This window comes from Streptomyces sp. NPDC001852, assembly GCF_042891825.1.
GTDB lineage: Bacteria > Actinomycetota > Actinomycetes > Streptomycetales > Streptomycetaceae > Streptomyces.
Window position 1 is genome coordinate 290943 of the sequence record NZ_JBIATN010000007.1, and the last position, 15293, is coordinate 306235.

The following is a 15293-nucleotide window of genomic DNA, read 5'->3' on the forward strand; positions in this document are numbered from 1 at the left end:
CCCCGCCGGCGCCCCCTCGGCCGGGGGCGCGGGCTTTGTCGGTGGTTCCGGATGTGCCGGCTGGAAATCGGTCGAAGCGAGGTCCGTCGGGTCGGAGTTCGCCGAAGTGGCCTCGGCCGGCTCGATACCGCCCGGTGTCGCCGGCTGCCCGGCGCTCTCCCGCTTCGGGGTGTCGGTCCGGTCGGTCGGTGTCGCCCCCGCCGTTCCCTCCGGGTCGTTCTCCGGTGGGACACGGTTCGCCTCGTTCATGGTCTCCCCACGGCTGGCCGCGGCCGCACGCTTCGGCAGCGGCCACGGAACGTCGACTACGCCCCCGGGTCATCGCCGCGGGAACGGCCCTCACCGGATTCAACCAGGTTCGCGGGCCGTGGCGCAGGGGCCGGTCAGGGGGTTTGGCGAGGCGCGGAGGAGGACGGCGTGGGAGCGGGGGTGATGCCGGGGACAGGGGCGGACAGCAGGCCGGAGCCGGTCACTCCGGGAACTGCGGACCAGGCGGTGAGCGGATAGACCACGGTGTCGTCGAGCGGACGTATCAGCGGGGAGACCGCGGCCGCACCGGCCATCACCGGCGCGGTCAGGCCGCTGATGGCGTCGCCGCCCCGGGTCCTGCCGGTGCCGGGGGTCGGCAGTCCGGGCACCAGGGGCGCGGTCATCGAGGTCGGGACGACAGGCGTCGGTCCGAGCTGTGTACCCCCCTGGGCGAACAGTGGTCCCACCGAGCGGCGGCGCTGGCTGTCGGGCGTGGCCGCCCCCGAGCCCGTGCCGGTACCCGCCGAGCGCGCCGGGATCACATTGCTGCCGGTGCCGGAGCCACCGCGGGCGTCCGCGCCGGTGTCGCTGGGGATCGCGGTGGTCACGCCGCCGAGGGCGACCGCGGCCAGCGACACGGCGCCGGCGGCGGCGGCCGCGAACCGCAGGCCGCGCGAGGCGGAGCGGCCGTCGTCCGGGCGGCCGACGGGATGGATGCGGAAGCCTCGCTCCTCGGATGCGGGAACAGGGCTCGCGGGATGCGCGGTGCCGCGCGGACGGGCGGGGACGTATCCGAACGCGAAGCGCTCACCGCGCCTCCCCCCGAAGACCCCGGAGACGCCCGAGACACCGGAGGCTCCCGTCGTCCCCGTGCTCTCGTCGTCATCCGGGCCGCGGCCGAAGAGTCCCCCGGGCGGCGACATGCCGTCGCCGTCCAGGTCACCTCCGGCGGGGAGGCCCTGCAGGCGGGCCAGGAGGCTCGCCGAGGGGGGCGGCGGGGCCGCCTCCGCGAACACGTTCTTCAGCCGCCGCTGGGCGTCCGCCTCCGCCTTGCACCGGGCACAGGTGGCCAGGTGCGCGAGGACCCGCTCACGCGACTCATGACCGAGCTCTCCGTCCACCAGGGCGGAGAGCCGGTCTCCCAGGTGCTGCTCTGCGAGGTGTGCCTCCGCAGGTTTGGGCCGGGTTCCACTCACGCGGTCGCGCCCCCTCCCCCCAGAGCGGGGACACGGGCCAGGAAGGTGCGCCGCTCGGCCGCGCGGGCCTCCGGGGAGCGGTGCGCCAGGGCCTTGCGGAGCTGGGAACGGCCACGGTGGATGCGGGAGCGGACCGTGCCGAGCTTGACGCCGAGGGTCGCGGCGATCTCCTCGTACGACAGTCCCTCGATGTCGCACAGGACGACGGCGGCGCGGAACTCGGGCGCGAGGGTGTCCAGGGCCTGCTGGACGTCGGCGTCGAAGTGCGCGTCGTTGAAGAGCTGCTGCGGGGTGGGCTCCCGGCTGGCCAGGCGCTCGGCCGCGTCCTCGCCGAGGGCGTCGAAGCGGATGCGCTGCTTGCGCCGGACCATGTCCAGGAACAGGTTGGTGGTGATGCGGTGCAGCCAGCCCTCGAAGGTGCCCGGCGAGTACGTCGACAGGGAGCGGAAGACGCGGACGAAGACCTCCTGGGTGAGGTCCTCGGCGTCGTGCTGATTGCCCGTCAGACGGTAGGCGAGCCGGTAGACCCGGCCGCTGTGCGTGCTGACGATCTCCTCCCACGTGGGCGGAGTCCACGCCTGCCCGTCCGCGTCGGTGGAGAAGGTCGCGGTCTGGGCCTCGCCTGCGGCGAAACCGGCGTGGTGGTCAGCAGCGGTGTCGGTCACGGATTTCGGCCTGCCCGCCGACCCGAGGAAGCGCCGCAGCACTCCGCCCCGGTCTCCGGGCGCAGCCGCACCTCCCCTGTCGGCTCTGGTGGTGTCCAGTGGAGCCCCTACCATAGCCACCTCGCCCGTTAGCTCCGGATAAGCGGTTTTACGAGAATTTGATACTCGCTGATACGGCTCGTGCGACTGCGTCGGCAGTTGCTCGGCGGTCTGATCCACCTCTCGCCCCCCGTCGCGTCGCCGGCCTCCGTCTCATCCCTATAAACGCCCGGTCCCATCTGCGGGTTCCCACCGCCAACGGATACAGTCACGCCCAGGCAACCACGGGGACAGGAGAGGGTCATTACCGGCAACCGGCAGACGAGCTGGGCGTTCGCCGACGCCTTTGTCGCCGAGGACGAAGCGCTGCGGTGGGCCCGCGACCGGGCCCGCGACGCAGGGCTGCGCTCGGTGTCGCCCGGCACCGGCGCCGCGCTGCGACTGCTCGCCGCCTCCGTGGACGCGAAGGCGGTCGCGGAGATCGGCACGGGCTGCGGGGTGTCCGGAATCCATCTGCTGCACGGGATGCGCCCGGACGGGGTGCTCACCACGGTCGACCCGGAACCCGAGCACCAGCAGTTCGCCCGGCAGGCCTTCCGCGCCTGCGGTTTCGCCAGCAACCGGGCCCGCTTCATCCCGGGCCGCGCCCTGGAGGTGCTGCCCCGGCTCGCGGACGCCGGGTACGACCTCGTCTTCTGCGACGGTGACCGGCTGGAGTACCTGGACTATCTAGCTGAATCGTTGCGCCTGCTGCGGCCGGGCGGTCTCGTCGTGTTCGAGGGCGTCTTCGCCAACGGCCGTACGGTGGACTCGGGACCGCAGCCGACAGAGGTGCTGCGGCTGCGGGAGTTGTTGCGCGCGGTGCGCGAGAGCCAGGAACTGGTCCCCTCGCTGCTGCCGGTGGGCGACGGGCTGCTGTGCGCCGTCAAGCGGTGACCGCCCCGCCGCGCGAGCCCGGGAACGCGACCGCCCCGGCACCGCGTACGGTGCCGGGGCGGTCGGAAGGACAGGATCGGTGGGACGTCAGACGACGACCTTCTTGAGGGCGTCGCCGAGCGCCTCGGCCTCGTCAGGGGTCAGCTCGACGACGAGTCGACCGCCGCCTTCGAGCGGAACGCGCATGACGATGCCCCGCCCCTCCTTGGTCACCTCGAGCGGGCCATCGCCCGTCCGCGGCTTCATGGCCGCCATGCTCGTTCCCCTTCCTGAAACCAGCTCACCGTCTGCCGAGAGCCCCGGGAGGGCTTCCGCGGTTCCGGAGCGGACACGCGACACCGGCATCGAACACATTGCTTCCCAGCCATTATCCCGCATCGCAGGACCCGATGACCAACATCAGTCGGCATCGCTTGGGCAACGCGCGCGAGCAAAACCACCCAATTCGGCGATGTGGCTGCGATACTGCACCACCGCACGGACGTCCGCCGACCGGCTCTGCTCCGGTTTTCTTTGATGCAGGTCACATGTCCGGTCCGGCCCTTGGTCGGCGATCTCCGCCATGCTGTCCTTCACACAAGGACGTACTGAGCGGTACGTCACCCGCGAACCGGAGGGGATACCCCATGGCCGACACCGTGCTCTACGAGGTGAGCGACGGACTCGCGACGATCACGCTGAACCGCCCCGAGGCGATGAACGCGCTGAACATCGCGACCAAGGTCGCCCTCCGGGAGGCGGCGGAATCCGCGGCCGGGGACACGGCCGTACGGGCGATCCTGCTGACCGCGGCCGGGGAGCGGGCGTTCTGCGTCGGCCAGGACCTCAAGGAGCACATCGGGCTGCTCGCGGCGGACCGGGAGACCGGGTCCGGGCAGACGATGAGCACGGTCAAGGAGCACTACAACCCGATCGTGCGGGCCCTCGCCGGGGCGCCCAAGCCGGTGGTCGCCGCGGTGAACGGGGTCGCGGCCGGCGCCGGCTTCGGCTTCGCACTCGCCGCCGACTACCGGGTCGTCGCCGACACGGCCGCCTTCAACACCTCCTTCGCGGGCGTCGCCCTGACCGCCGACTCCGGGATCTCCTGGACCCTGCCCCGGGTGATCGGCCCGAGTCGCGCCGCCGACCTGCTGCTCTTCCCCCGCAACATCAGTGCCCAGGACGCGCTGGAGCTGGGCATCGCCAACCGGGTCGTCCCCGCGGCCGAGCTGCGCGCCGAGGCCGAGAAGACGGCACGGGCGCTGGCCGAGGGCCCGACGGTGGCGTACGCGGCCATCAAGGAGGCGGTGGCCCACGGCCTCTCGCACTCCCTCGCCGAGACGCTGGAGAAGGAGGACGAGCTGCAGACCCGGGCCGGCCGGTCCGAGGACCACGCGATCGCCGTGCAGGCGTTCGTGAACAAGGAGAAGCCGAAGTACCTGGGCCGCTGAGGCCGAGGGGGCGGCCCAGGGCCCTCTCGTCACACTCCCGTCGTCCGCCCGGAGGGCAGGCCCTGCGCCCGCCGCGGAGCGGCCGATGTCTGCCGCGAGTGCGCGCTCCGGGGTCCCCTCCCCCGGCCGAAGGCTGGGGGAGGGAGTTTGACGTCGGGGCCTAGGAGGGCGCGATGAGCAGGGCCTCCGCGCCCACCGGTCGGTAGCCGGCCGCCTGGAAGGCCCGCACGCTCCGGGCGTTGCCGGCGGCCTGCTGCGACCAGACCCACGCGCCCGGGGGAACGAGGTGCCGGGCGGCCGTGGCCAGTGCCCGGCCCAGCCCCCGGTGCCGTACGTCCTCGTCCACCTCGACCGATGTCTCCCAGCGGCCCGCCACGCCCCGCCCGAGGACGAGCACTCCGCCGTCCGCCGCCCAGACGCGCACGTCGTCCCGGTGCTTTCGCGCGCTGTGCACGCGGGAGTGGTCCGGGTCGGTGAGTTCACGCAGTTCCAGCGGGGGGTCGCCGGGCAGGGAGCCCGCCACGGTGAGCAGGTCGACGCAGTCCGTCCTGCGCCCGGTGCGGGCCAGGAACGCGGCCAGGAAGCGGGGGTTCATCGCCGCCGCCAGCTCGTCGCAGTCCAGGGACGCGAGCGTGCCGCGGACCCAGTCGGGGTCCTCGTCGGTGAACACCACCGAGTGTGCGGTGAAGGCGATCACTCCGGCGTCGCGGTGGCTGGGCTGCGGCACCACGGTGATGCCGCCGTCGGGCGCCGGGAAGCGCCCCCGGGCCGCCGCGTCCAGGATGCCGGCCAGCGTCCGGCGCATGCGGTCAGGCCCCCGTCTTTCGCGCCACGCAGGCCGCCAGGTGGTCGTTGACCAGGCCGCAGGCCTGCATCAGCGCGTACGCGGTCGTCGGGCCGACGAATCTGAGGCCCCGTTTCTTCAGGGCCTTGGACAGGGCCGTGGACTGCGGGGTCACGGCCGGGACGTCGGCGAGGGTCTTCGGGGCCGGGCGGCCGGCCGGGTCGGGGGCGTGGGACCAGATCAGCTCGTCCAGTTCGCCGTCCGCCCAGTCGGCGAGCACGCGCGCGTTGGCGAGCGTGGCGTCGACCTTGGCGCGGTTGCGGATGATGCCCGGATCCGCCAGCAGGCGTTCGCGGTCCGCCTCGGTGAACGCGGCGACCTTCTCGATGCGGAAGCCGGCGAAGGCGGCGCGGAAGCCCTCGCGGCGGCGCAGGATCGTGATCCAGGACAGGCCCGACTGGAAGGCCTCCAGGCTGATCCGCTCGAACAGGGCGTCGTCGCCGTGCACCGGGCGGCCCCACTCCTCGTCGTGGTACGACACGTAGTCCTCGGTGGACAGGGCCCATGGGCAGCGCAGGGCGCCGTCCGGCCCGGCGAGGGCGGCTCCGTCGCTCATCGCCGGTCCTCCGGATGCTCGGGCTTCTCCAGGTGGACGTGCGCCGCCGCGGCTCTGGCGCCGGCCAGCGCCGACTCCAGGTCGGCGATCCGGGCGTCCCGCTCGGCGAGTTCGGCGCCGAGCCGGCCGAGGGCGTCGTCGACGTCCGCCATGCGGTAGCCGCGCGGGGCGAGGGGGAAGCGCAGGGCGTCCACGTCCGCGCGGTTGACCGGGCGGTCCGGGGGCAGCGGGTCCTGCAGTCGCTCCGGTGCCGCCTCGGGCAGCGGGCCGCTCCCGCCGCCGCCCACCACGGCGAGTGTCACCGCGGCGACCACGACGGCCAGCGCGATGACCAGGAACAAGAACATCACCATCGCCAGGGGTCCCCACGCTCCGTGCCGGCCGCTCGGCCGGACGCTGAATCTGTCTGGGTCCGATCGTGCCATGCGAGTCTGACAGTTAGGGTCACAGACGGTTGCACTGCGGGACGTACGAGGAGAGGTCACAGCGGATGCTCAGGCTGGGCAGGCGGGAATTCGGGCCCCACGAGCCGGTGATCATGGCGATCGTGAACCGGACTCCGGACTCCTTCTACGACCAGGGGGCCACGTTCCGCGACGAGCCGGCCCTCGCACGCGTGGAGCAGGCGGTGGCCGAGGGTGCCGCGATCGTCGACATCGGCGGGGTGAAGGCCGGGCCGGGCGAGGAGGTCACGGCCGAGGAGGAGGCGCGGCGGACGGTCGGTTTCGTGGCCGAGGTACGGCGGCGCTTCCCGGACGTGATCATCAGCGTGGACACCTGGCGGGCCGAGGTCGGCGAGGCGGTGTGCGAGGCGGGGGCGGATCTGCTGAACGACGCGTGGGGCGGCGTCGATCCGGGGCTCGCGGAGGTCGCCGCCCGGTACCGGGTGGGGCTGGTGTGCACGCACGCGGGTGGCGTGCAGCCGCGTACGCGACCGCATCGGGTGACGTACGACGACGTGATGGCCGACATCCTCGAGGTCACCGTGGGGCTGGCCGAGCGGGCGGTCGCGCTCGGGGTGCCGCGTGAGTCGGTGCTGATCGATCCCGGGCACGACTTCGGGAAGAACACCCGGCACAGCCTGGAGGCGACGCGGCGGCTGGACGAGATGGTCGCCACGGGGTGGCCGGTGCTGGTGTCGCTGTCCAACAAGGACTTCGTGGGCGAGACGCTGGACCGGCCGGTGAAGGAGCGGTTGATCGGTACGCTGGCGACGACCGCGGTGTCGGCGTGGCTGGGGGCGCAGGTGTACCGGGTGCACGAGGTGGCGGAGACCCGGCAGGTCCTGGAGATGGTGGTGTCGATCGCCGGGCACCGTGTCCCCGCGGTGGCTCGCCGGGGTCTGGCCTGAGCACCCAGGGGCTCCGCCCCCTGGACCCCCGTTCGCCCGCCCGCCTCGGTCGGCCAACGGGTGGGCGGGCAAAAGGGTCGGCCGAAGGCCCTAGCGGCCCGCCTCCTTCGACACCAGGGCCACCGCCTCCTCCACGTCGTCCGTGACGTGGAACAGCAGCAGGTCCTTCGCCGCGGCCTTGCCCTGGGCCACCAGGGTGTTCTTCAGCCAGGACACCAGGCCGCCCCAGTACTCGCTGCCGAAGAGGACGATCGGGAAGCGGGTGACCTTCTGGGTCTGGACCAGGGTCAGCGCCTCGAAGAGTTCGTCGAGGGTGCCCAGGCCGCCGGGCAGGACCACGAAACCCTGCGCGTACTTCACGAACATCATCTTGCGGACGAAGAAGTAGCGGAAGTTCAGGCCGATGTCGACATAGGGGTTCAGCCCCTGCTCGAAGGGCAGTTCGATGCCGAGGCCGACCGAGACGCCGCCCGCCTCGCAGGCGCCCCGGTTGGCCGCCTCCATCGCGCCCGGACCGCCGCCCGTGATCACGGCCCAGCCGGCCTCCACCAGCCCCCGTCCGAGCCGCACCCCGGCGTCGTACTCCGGCGAGTCCACCGGCGTACGTGCCGAGCCGAACACGCTGATGGCGGGCGGGAGTTCGGCCAGCGTGCCGAAGCCCTCGATGAACTCCGACTGGATGCGCAGCACGCGCCAGGGGTCGGTGTGGACCCAGTCCGAGGGGCCACCGGCGTCCAGCAGCCGCTGGTCGGTCGTACTGGCCGTGACCTGTCCGCGCCGTCGGAGGACCGGTCCGAGCCGCTGCTCGTCCGGCGGGATCTTCTTCCCCTCGGGGTTGCCGGTAGGCATGTGCGCTCCCTCCGCTCGGGGGTGGTTCCACCTCAGCGTAGATCCACGCCGGTTACGGAGGGGGGACATATGTATGTCCGGGACGCGTGCGCCGTACGGGCGTCCTGCGGCGGCTTACGGCGGCGGCCGACCTCGGCGGCCTACGCGGTGAGCCAGTTCCGCAGGCGCTCCTCGCCCGCGAGGATCTTCGCCGTCTCCACCCGCTCGTCCCGCTTGTGCGCCAAGTGCGGGTTGCCCGGGCCGTAGTTGACGGCCGGGATGCCGAGCGCGGAGAAGCGGGAGACGTCCGTCCAGCCGTACTTGGGGCGGGGAGTGCCGCCCACCGCCTCGATGAAGGCCGCGGCGGCCGGGTGGGAGAGGCCGGGCAGCGCGCCGCCGCTGTGGTCGTCGACCACGAACTCCTCCACACCGCAGTCCGCGAACACCTCGCGGACGTGCGCGATCGCCTCCTCCTCGGTGCGGTCGGGGGCGTAGCGGAAGTTGACCGTCACCACGCACTCGTCGGGGATGACGTTGCCGGCGACCCCGCCGCTGATGCCCACCGCGTTCAGCCCCTCGCGGTACTCCAGGCCGTCGATCAGCGGCCGGCGCGGCTCGTAGGACGCCAGGCGGGCCAGGACGGGCGCCGCCGCGTGGATGGCGTTGGAGCCCAGCCAGCCGCGCGCCGAGTGGGCCCGCTCGCCCTTCGTCCTCAGCAGCACCCGCAGGGTGCCCTGGCAGCCGCCCTCGACCTCGGCGTCGGAGGGCTCCAGCAGCACCGCGAAGTCGCCCTCCAGCCACTCCGGGTGGGCCTCGGCCATGTGCTTGAGGCCATTGAGCTCGGCGGCGACCTCCTCGTTGTCGTAGAAGACGAAGGTCAGGTCGCGGTTGGGGGCGGGGACCGTGGCCGCGATGCGCAGCTGCACCGCGACGCCCGACTTCATGTCGCAGGTGCCGCAGCCCCACAGCACGCCGTCCTCGTCCAGGCGCGAGGGCACGTTGTCCGCGATCGGCACCGTGTCGATGTGGCCGGCCAGGATCACGCGCTCGGCGCGGCCCAGGTGGGTGCGGGCGACCACGTTGTTGCCGTAGCGGTCGACCGTGAGGTGCGGCAGGGCGCGCAGGGCGGTCTCGATCGCGTCCGCGAGCGGCTTCTCGGTGCCGCTCTCGGAGGGGAAGTCCACGAGCTGTGCGGTGAGCGCGGCGGCGTCGAGCGCGAGGTCAAGCGAGGTGTCGGCCATGGCGTCGACCCTAACGCGCCGCTCGCCCGGGCCGGAGTAAGCGCTGTCCGGTAACCCCACGTGAGGGCCCGTCGGGCCTCCAGTACCTTGTAGGCGTGCCAGAGCCGTCCCCCACCCGTCCCAAGCGTCGCGGCCGCCTCTTCCGTTTCGGCGCGGCCCTGTTGGTCCTGTGCGGCGTCGCCGCGTACCTCGTGGTGCAGTACGTCACCGGAGGCGGCGGACCGCGCGGCTGCAAGGTGGTCTCGGCCGACGGTGACGCGACGTCGTACGAGTTCACCCCGGAGCAGGCGGTGAACGCGGCCACGATCGCGGCGGTCGGCACCGGGCGCGGGATGCCCGAGCGGGCGGTGACGATCGCGCTGGCGACCGCCCTGCAGGAGTCGGGGCTGCGCAACGTCGAGCACGGCGACCGGGACTCGCTGGGCCTGTTCCAGCAGCGGCCCTCCCAGGGCTGGGGCACCGAGCAGCAGATCATGGACCCCGCCTACGCGGCGGGCATCTTCTACGCCCACCTCGCCAAGGTGCCGAACTACACCGCTCTGCCGTTGACCGAGGCGGCCCAGGAGGTCCAGCGCAGCGGCTACCCGGAGGCGTACGCCAAGCACGAGCCGGACGCGAAGCTGCTGGCAGCGGCGCTGACCGGGCGGGCGGCGGCCGCGCTGACCTGCGACGGGCGCCCGGAGACCACGGCCTCGGCGACGGGTCCGGACGCGGTACGGGCCGCGCTGGTACGGGACTTCGGGCGGGACGCGCTGCAGGAGACCGGTGCGCAGGTGGGCGGTACGCCCGTGCCCTCGCCCTCCCCCTCGCCGAGCGTCACCGCGACCGCCGAGGGGCGGACCGTCACCGTGCCGGTGCCGCAGGGCGCCAAGGTGGACGCGATCGGGCGCGGCGAGCGGCAGCGGGGCTGGCAGCTGGCGCAGTGGGCCGTGGCCAACTCCTCGGCCCTGCACATCCAGCGGGTGTCGTACGCGGGGCGGGAGTGGGCCGCGGGGAGCGGCGGCGGGCAGTGGAAGCCGGCCGCTTCGGACGGGGCCCGCGGCGCGGGGGCGCCCCTGGGGGCCGTCCGGATCGTGACCGGACAGTAGTACGGGGCATCACTCCCAGGTGTTGTACGGCGCCGGTCCGGGCGGCGGTCCGGGCGGGAGGCGTGCCGTTTCCGGGATCCCTTGGAAATCAAGGGCCGTAAGGATTCTGCGGAATTTCGGGCGGACGTTCTTTGCCCGTTTTTATCCACACCTGATAATGCGATGCGTTATCCATTCTTTACCCGGGGCGTCCGCAACCTTCGCGGGCTTCGAGCGGTAGTCACGGCGTCCGAGCCACGACACGGACCCGGACACACATACCGTTCTCTCCCGTCGAATGGAGCATCATGTCCCTCCCTCTGACCCGCCGGATCGCCCGTGCCGCGCTGCTCGTCGCAGCGGGAGCGGCAGCCGGGGTCGGTGCGGCCGGCTCCGCCGGTGCGGCCACGAACCTGCCGGCGGCGGCCCCGAACGTGGGTGGTCTGTCCGCCCTGGACACGGCACACGCCGGCAACACCGTCGACAGTGCCGCGCAGACCGCCACGTCCCTCGCGGGCCACACGGGCGGCAAGGCGGTCGAGCAGACGGTGCCGACCGCGGGCAAGACCGTCGGCGGTGCCGCGAAGAAGACGGCGCCGGTGGCGCAGCAGGCCGCGGGTGGCGCCGCCGGGGCGGCGGGGCAGGTCCTCGGGGGCGCCGCGTCCCACGCCACGCCCAACCTGCCGGTGCAGAGCCTGCCGCTGGGTAGCTGAGCTCGGCTGCAGTCGCCCCCCACGGTGACGGGGTCCAGGGTGTTCCCTGGACCCCGTTCCGTTGTGGGTCGCAGACGGCCGAGCTGGGTCAGAGTCGGCCGACCGCCGCCTGGATGCGTTCGTCCGTCGCGGTCAGGGCCACCCGTACGAACGTCTCGCCCGCCTCGCCGTAGAAGTCGCCGGGGGCGACGAGGATGCCCAGGTCCGCCAGGTGGGCGACCGTGGCCCAGCAGGACTCGTCGCGGGTGGCCCAGAGGTAGAGGCTCGCCTCGCTGTGCTCGATGCGGAAGCCGTGGCCCAGCAGGGCGGCCCGCAGGGCCTCGCGGCGGGCGGCGTAGCGCTCGCGCTGGATGCGGACGTGCTCGTCGTCGCCGAGGGCCGCCACCACCGCCGCCTGGGTGGGCGCCGGGGTCATCATGCCGCCGTGCTTGCGGATCTCCAGCAGCGGGCCCAGGACGGCCGGGTCGCCGGCGATGAAGGCGGCGCGGTAGCCGGCCAGGTTGGAGCGCTTGGAGAGCGAGTGGACGGCCACGATGCCGTCGTAGGAGCCGCCGTTGACGTCCGGGTGCAGGACCGAGACCGGGTCGGCCTCCCAGCCCAGTTCCAGGTAGCACTCGTCGGAGAACAGCAGGATGTCGTGGGCGCGGGCCCAGGCGACGATGTCGGTCAGGTCCCGCTGGGAGATGACCTTCCCCGTCGGGTTGGACGGGGAGTTCAGCCAGAGGAGCTTCAGGCCGGCCGGGTCGAGGTCGCGCGGGTCGTCGTAGACCTCGTACTCGGCGCGGGCCAGGCGGGCGCCGACCTCGTAGGTGGGGTAGGCGAGGCGCGGGTACGCCACCTTGTCGCCCGGGCCGAGACCCAGCTGGGTCGGCAGCCAGGCCACCAGCTCCTTGGAGCCGACGACCGGCAGGACATGGCGGTGGGTGAGGCCGCGGGCGCCCAGCCGCCGCTCCAGCCAGCCGGTGATCGCGTCGCGCAGCGCCGGGGTGCCCCAGACGGTGGGGTAGCCCGGGGAGTCGGCCGCGTCGATGAGGGCCTTCTGGATCAGTTCGGGCACCGGGTCGACCGGCGTGCCCACGGAGAGGTCGACGATTCCGTCCGGGTGTGCGGCGGCCGTCTTCCTGTACGGCTCCAGCTTGTCCCAGGGGAAGGTCGGCAGGCGGTCGGAGACTGCGGACACGGGAATCAGGCTCACTTTCGTACGGTGCGGCAAACGCCTCGGTCCCGTACGGCGGTGATCAGTCCGGCGGGGGCTGATCGGGCCGTACGGGACCGAGGCGGCGCGGTTTACGGGCGGCCGCTTGGCGCTTGGACGGTCACTCGCCCTGCGGCGGCAGCGCGGCGACGAAGGGGTGGTCGCGCTCGATCAGCCCCAGCTTGCTGGCGCCGCCGGGAGAGCCGAGCTCGTCGAAGAACTCGACGTTCGCCTTGTAGTAGTCCTTCCACTCCTCCGGGACGTCGTCCTCGTAGAAGATCGCCTCGACCGGGCAGACCGGCTCACAGGCACCACAGTCGACGCATTCGTCCGGGTGGATGTACAAGGACCGGGAGCCCTCGTAAATGCAGTCGACCGGGCACTCCTCGATGCACGCCTTGTCCTTGACGTCGACACAAGGCTGCGCGATGACGTAGGTCACGCTGTCGTTCCTCCTCGATAGGGCGCTGGCGGGCCTCCTCAGGCTCCGCCGCCTGGCGCGCGGGAGCGCGGCGTCGTCGATGCCCGCCCCTAGTATCTCCGTTCCGGAGCATGATCCGAACAGGAGGGGTGAACTGACCAGTGGAAATCTCGGCTGCAGGACGCCTTGAAGTCCGTATCACCCCTGCTGACGTGGGAAAACGGGTGTCGGTACGGCGGTTGAGCGAACCTGGAGCGGCGCAGGAGAAGTTCACCGACACGGTGGGTGTTCTCACATCATGGGACAACGGCGTGCTCATGATCACACGGCGGGACGGGCAGAGCGTCCGGATCGCCGAGTCCACCCTGGTCGCGGGCAAGGTGGTACCGGCCGCGCCGGCGCGCCGCCGGGGACCCGCCGCCTCCTACGAGGAACTGGCGCCCGTCACCTCGCGCGGCTGGCAGCCGCTGGAGACCGAGCGGCTCGGCGCGTGGGTGCTGCGGGCCTCGGGTGGCTTCACCCGGCGGGCCAACAGCGTGCTGCCGCTCGGCGACCCCGGCCTTCCCCTCGACGCGGCCCTCGCCGCCGTACGACGCTGGTACGGCGAGCGCGGCCTGCCCGCCTACGTCCAGACGGCCACCGGAGCCGAGGGCACGCAGGAGCTGCTGTGCGCGGAGCTGGAGCGGCGCGGCTGGGTGCGGGAGGTGACCGCCGAGGTGTGGACCGGTGCCCTGGCGCCGGTCGCGGACCGGGCCGGGGGCAGCGGTGTGGTGCTGTCCCGGCAGGCGGACGAGGCATGGCTCGCCCGGTACCGGCGCAAGGGGGTGAGCGAGGTGGCCCTGCGGGTGCTCGGCGCCGGTCCGTCGGTGTGGTTCGCGACGGTGCCCGGTGCCGGGGGCGAGCCTCCGGCGGCGATCGGGCGGTGTGTCGTGGACGGGCGGTGGGCCGGGTTCGCGGCGGTCGAGGTGGATCCCCGGCGGCGCCGGGAGGGACTCGCCACCGAGGTGATGGCCGCGCTGGCCCGGCGGGCGCTGGACGAGGGCGCGTCGGCGGCCTGGCTGCAGGTCGAGACGGACAACGAGGTTGCGCGGGCCCTGTACACCGCACTGGGCTTCACGCCGCACCACGCCTACCACCACTACCGGGAACCGGACGCGGCGACGTCCGAGGAGCAGCACGACGAGACGGGCGGGTCCGCGGACCGGAACCGGCCGAAGGAAGCATCCACCGGCAGCCGGCCGACAGCCGGCCAGGCAACGACCACGATCGACGACCGGCAGACGGCCACGGACACCGCCGGCGGGCGCAACCACCCCACCCCACCCAGCGACCCCCAGGATCCGGCGGCCCACAGGGCCGAAGGTCAGCCGCAGTCAGCCCAGGCCCCGGGCCGTGCGGCGGACGCGGCCGGCGACCGGGAAACGGTCACGAACGCCCCCGGCCGCCCGAGCCACCCCACCCCACCCACCGACCGCCAAGACCCGGCGGCCGGCCGCCCCGAAAGCCCGGCCCAGACACCCCGGGGCGCGGTCGGTGATCGGGAAACGGTCACGGACGACCTGGGTCGCCCCAGCCGTGTCGTCGCACCCGCCGGCCGTCGGGAACCGGCGCTCGCCGGGGTCGGAGGCGGGTGCCGGACGATTCCGGGCCGGGAGGGTCGTAGAACCGCCTGTGGAAGGGCATGAGCCTGGCATGCATCACCCGTATCTGCCGCCGCCGTATCCGCCCCCGCCGGAGCGGTCGGCCGAGTTGCGCCGCAGGTTCGCGGAGGAGGCGCGGTCCGAGCGGCCGGATCTGTCGGCGCTGTGCCTGCTGATCGGCGCCGAGGGGGACGGCACGCTGGACGAGGCCGGGATCGACGCGGCCCAGCTGGAGCTGGACCGGCTCGCGGGCGAGCTGCCGTACCGGCCCGGCGGGCCGCACGCGTGGGCGGAGGCCGTACGGCGGCTGCTCGGGGCGCGCTACGGCTTCCACGGCACACCCGGCGACTACCAGCGGCTGGAGTCCTCCCTGCTGCACGAGGTGCTGCGGCGGCGGCGCGGGCTGCCGATCCTGCTGTCGGTGGTGTGGCTGGAGGTCGCGCGGCGGGCCGGGGCCCCGGTGTACGGGGTCGCGCTGCCGGGGCACTTCGTGGTGGGCTTCGGCCCGGCCGAGGAGCAGGTGCTGGCCGATCCGTTCGACGGCGGCCGGGTGCTGACCGGGTCCGACGCGGAGCTGCTCGTGGTGGGGGCCACGGGCGCGCCGCTGGAGCCCTCCATGCTGGAGCCGGCCACGCCGCTGGAGGTCGTCCAGCGGATCCTGAACAACATCCGCGCGTGGGCCGCGGCCCGGCCCGAGCGGTCGGACGTGGCGCTGTGGGCCGTGGAGCTGGCCCTCCTGGTGCCCGCGCATCCCGCGCGGCTGCGGTACGAGAAGGGTCAACTGCTGGTGCAGCGGGGTGAGTTCGCGTCGGGCGCGGAAGAGCTGGAGTACTACGCCGACTTGATAGAGGTGGTGGACGAACCGGCCGCGCTGAAGGTACGGCAACAGGCCCATACCGCTCGCGCGATGCTCAACTGACCG

Annotated in this window: 17 protein-coding genes and 1 pseudogene; 7 read left to right on the top strand and 11 right to left on the bottom strand. The window is 73.2% G+C overall.

What is annotated here, in order from left to right; translation table 11 throughout:
* Positions 1 to 383: 383 nt before the first annotated feature.
* The gene (locus tag ACFYZB_RS15245) at positions 384 to 1445 is read right to left on the bottom strand and encodes a zf-HC2 domain-containing protein (protein WP_388758505.1); all 1062 of its coding nucleotides are present in this window, start codon (positions 1443 to 1445) and stop codon (positions 384 to 386) included.
* Positions 1442 to 2152 carry an RNA polymerase sigma factor SigE gene (gene sigE / locus ACFYZB_RS15250; protein ID WP_351207948.1) on the bottom strand — a complete coding sequence of 237 codons (711 nt, stop codon included), beginning with the start codon at positions 2150 to 2152 and terminating at the stop codon, positions 1442 to 1444. The genes ACFYZB_RS15245 and sigE overlap by 4 nt, the downstream gene beginning before the upstream one ends.
* A 234-nt stretch (positions 2153 to 2386) precedes the next feature.
* Between sigE and ACFYZB_RS15255 the strand changes: the two genes are divergently transcribed.
* Positions 2387 to 3085 carry an O-methyltransferase gene (locus tag ACFYZB_RS15255; protein ID WP_351208140.1) on the top strand — a complete coding sequence of 233 codons (699 nt, stop codon included), beginning with the start codon at positions 2387 to 2389 and terminating at the stop codon, positions 3083 to 3085.
* A gap of 87 nt (positions 3086 to 3172) precedes the next feature.
* On the opposite strand, the gene ACFYZB_RS15260 is transcribed toward ACFYZB_RS15255, so the two are convergent.
* On the bottom strand, positions 3173 to 3340 hold the full coding sequence (locus ACFYZB_RS15260) for a DUF3117 domain-containing protein (RefSeq protein WP_018544333.1): 168 nt from the start codon (positions 3338 to 3340) through the stop codon (positions 3173 to 3175).
* 144 nt (positions 3341 to 3484) lie between these two features.
* Complete coding sequence (locus ACFYZB_RS15265; RefSeq protein ID WP_388758507.1) at positions 3485 to 3649, bottom strand: hypothetical protein; 165 nt, start codon at positions 3647 to 3649, stop codon at positions 3485 to 3487.
* Between the two features lie 62 nt (positions 3650 to 3711).
* On the opposite strand from ACFYZB_RS15265, the gene ACFYZB_RS15270 reads away from it, so the two are divergent.
* Positions 3712 to 4515, top strand: a complete 804-nt coding sequence (locus ACFYZB_RS15270; RefSeq protein WP_388758508.1) for an enoyl-CoA hydratase/isomerase family protein — start codon at positions 3712 to 3714, stop codon at positions 4513 to 4515.
* A gap of 160 nt (positions 4516 to 4675) precedes the next feature.
* On the opposite strand, the gene ACFYZB_RS15275 is transcribed toward ACFYZB_RS15270, so the two are convergent.
* The 3 genes from ACFYZB_RS15275 to ACFYZB_RS15285 are packed head-to-tail and all read right to left on the bottom strand — an operon-like array spanning position 4676 to position 6268.
* Positions 4676 to 5320 carry a GNAT family N-acetyltransferase gene (locus ACFYZB_RS15275; protein WP_388758510.1) on the bottom strand — a complete coding sequence of 215 codons (645 nt, stop codon included), beginning with the start codon at positions 5318 to 5320 and terminating at the stop codon, positions 4676 to 4678.
* A gap of 4 nt (positions 5321 to 5324) precedes the next feature.
* Positions 5325 to 5915 carry a DNA-3-methyladenine glycosylase I gene (locus tag ACFYZB_RS15280; RefSeq protein ID WP_388758512.1) on the bottom strand — a complete coding sequence of 197 codons (591 nt, stop codon included), beginning with the start codon at positions 5913 to 5915 and terminating at the stop codon, positions 5325 to 5327.
* Complete coding sequence (locus ACFYZB_RS15285) at positions 5912 to 6268, bottom strand: DivIVA domain-containing protein (protein WP_388758514.1); 357 nt, start codon at positions 6266 to 6268, stop codon at positions 5912 to 5914. Before ACFYZB_RS15285 ends, ACFYZB_RS15280 begins: the two co-directional genes overlap by 4 nt.
* A 137-nt stretch (positions 6269 to 6405) precedes the next feature.
* Between ACFYZB_RS15285 and folP the strand changes: the two genes are divergently transcribed.
* Positions 6406 to 7266: a dihydropteroate synthase gene (folP, locus tag ACFYZB_RS15290; RefSeq protein WP_388758516.1), complete on the top strand. Its 861-nt coding sequence runs from the start codon at positions 6406 to 6408 to the stop codon at positions 7264 to 7266.
* A 90-nt stretch (positions 7267 to 7356) separates the two neighbouring features.
* Here folP and ACFYZB_RS15295 read toward each other — a convergent pair whose 3' ends face one another.
* A complete protein-coding gene (locus ACFYZB_RS15295) occupies positions 7357 to 8115 on the bottom strand; it encodes a TIGR00730 family Rossman fold protein (protein WP_351207934.1) in 759 nt (252 codons plus the stop codon).
* 140 nt (positions 8116 to 8255) lie between these two features.
* Positions 8256 to 9335, bottom strand: coding sequence for a succinyl-diaminopimelate desuccinylase (dapE, locus tag ACFYZB_RS15300; RefSeq protein WP_388758519.1), 1080 nt, complete (start codon positions 9333 to 9335; stop codon positions 8256 to 8258).
* 95 nt (positions 9336 to 9430) lie between these two features.
* Here dapE and ACFYZB_RS15305 point away from each other — a divergent pair, with 95 nt between their 5' ends.
* Together ACFYZB_RS15305 and ACFYZB_RS15310 are read left to right on the top strand one after the other, a co-directional pair.
* Positions 9431 to 10423 (top strand): heavy metal transporter, encoded by a 993-nt coding sequence (locus tag ACFYZB_RS15305; protein ID WP_388758520.1) that lies wholly within the window; start codon positions 9431 to 9433, stop codon positions 10421 to 10423.
* Positions 10424 to 10710: 287 nt separating this feature from the next.
* Positions 10711 to 11115, top strand: coding sequence for an ATP-binding protein (locus ACFYZB_RS15310; protein ID WP_351207928.1), 405 nt, complete (start codon positions 10711 to 10713; stop codon positions 11113 to 11115).
* Between the two features lie 88 nt (positions 11116 to 11203).
* Here ACFYZB_RS15310 and ACFYZB_RS15315 read toward each other — a convergent pair whose 3' ends face one another.
* Positions 11204 to 12295: a bifunctional succinyldiaminopimelate transaminase/glutamate-prephenate aminotransferase gene (locus tag ACFYZB_RS15315; protein ID WP_388758522.1), complete on the bottom strand. Its 1092-nt coding sequence runs from the start codon at positions 12293 to 12295 to the stop codon at positions 11204 to 11206.
* A 136-nt stretch (positions 12296 to 12431) separates the two neighbouring features.
* Positions 12432 to 12752 carry a ferredoxin gene (fdxA, locus tag ACFYZB_RS15320; RefSeq protein ID WP_023546973.1) on the bottom strand — a complete coding sequence of 107 codons (321 nt, stop codon included), beginning with the start codon at positions 12750 to 12752 and terminating at the stop codon, positions 12432 to 12434.
* Positions 12753 to 12892: 140 nt separating this feature from the next.
* Between fdxA and ACFYZB_RS15325 the strand changes: the two are divergent.
* A pseudogene (locus tag ACFYZB_RS15325) lies at positions 12893 to 13891 on the top strand (GNAT family N-acetyltransferase); the annotation flags it as partial.
* A gap of 532 nt (positions 13892 to 14423) precedes the next feature.
* A complete protein-coding gene (locus tag ACFYZB_RS15330) occupies positions 14424 to 15290 on the top strand; it encodes a SirB1 family protein (protein ID WP_388758525.1) in 867 nt (288 codons plus the stop codon).
* Positions 15291 to 15293: the final 3 nt, after the last annotated feature.

Excerpts from the sequence above, each read along its gene's own strand:
- ACFYZB_RS15310 (WP_351207928.1), top strand. The coding sequence starts at position 10,711 with ATGTCCCTCCCTCTGACCCGCCGGATCGCCCGTGCCGCGCTGCTCGTC.
- ACFYZB_RS15260 (WP_018544333.1), bottom strand. The coding sequence starts at position 3,340 with ATGGCGGCCATGAAGCCGCGGACGGGCGATGGCCCGCTCGAGGTGACC.
- ACFYZB_RS15275 (WP_388758510.1), bottom strand. The coding sequence starts at position 5,320 with ATGCGCCGGACGCTGGCCGGCATCCTGGACGCGGCGGCCCGGGGGCGC.
- ACFYZB_RS15270 (WP_388758508.1), top strand. The coding sequence starts at position 3,712 with ATGGCCGACACCGTGCTCTACGAGGTGAGCGACGGACTCGCGACGATC.
- ACFYZB_RS15265 (WP_388758507.1), bottom strand. The coding sequence starts at position 3,649 with ATGGCGGAGATCGCCGACCAAGGGCCGGACCGGACATGTGACCTGCAT.
- dapE (WP_388758519.1), bottom strand. The coding sequence starts at position 9,335 with ATGGCCGACACCTCGCTTGACCTCGCGCTCGACGCCGCCGCGCTCACC.
- ACFYZB_RS15280 (WP_388758512.1), bottom strand. The coding sequence starts at position 5,915 with ATGAGCGACGGAGCCGCCCTCGCCGGGCCGGACGGCGCCCTGCGCTGC.
- ACFYZB_RS15330 (WP_388758525.1), top strand. The coding sequence starts at position 14,424 with ATGCATCACCCGTATCTGCCGCCGCCGTATCCGCCCCCGCCGGAGCGG.
- ACFYZB_RS15295 (WP_351207934.1), bottom strand. The coding sequence starts at position 8,115 with ATGCCTACCGGCAACCCCGAGGGGAAGAAGATCCCGCCGGACGAGCAG.
- ACFYZB_RS15285 (WP_388758514.1), bottom strand. The coding sequence starts at position 6,268 with ATGGTGATGTTCTTGTTCCTGGTCATCGCGCTGGCCGTCGTGGTCGCC.
- folP (WP_388758516.1), top strand. The coding sequence starts at position 6,406 with ATGCTCAGGCTGGGCAGGCGGGAATTCGGGCCCCACGAGCCGGTGATC.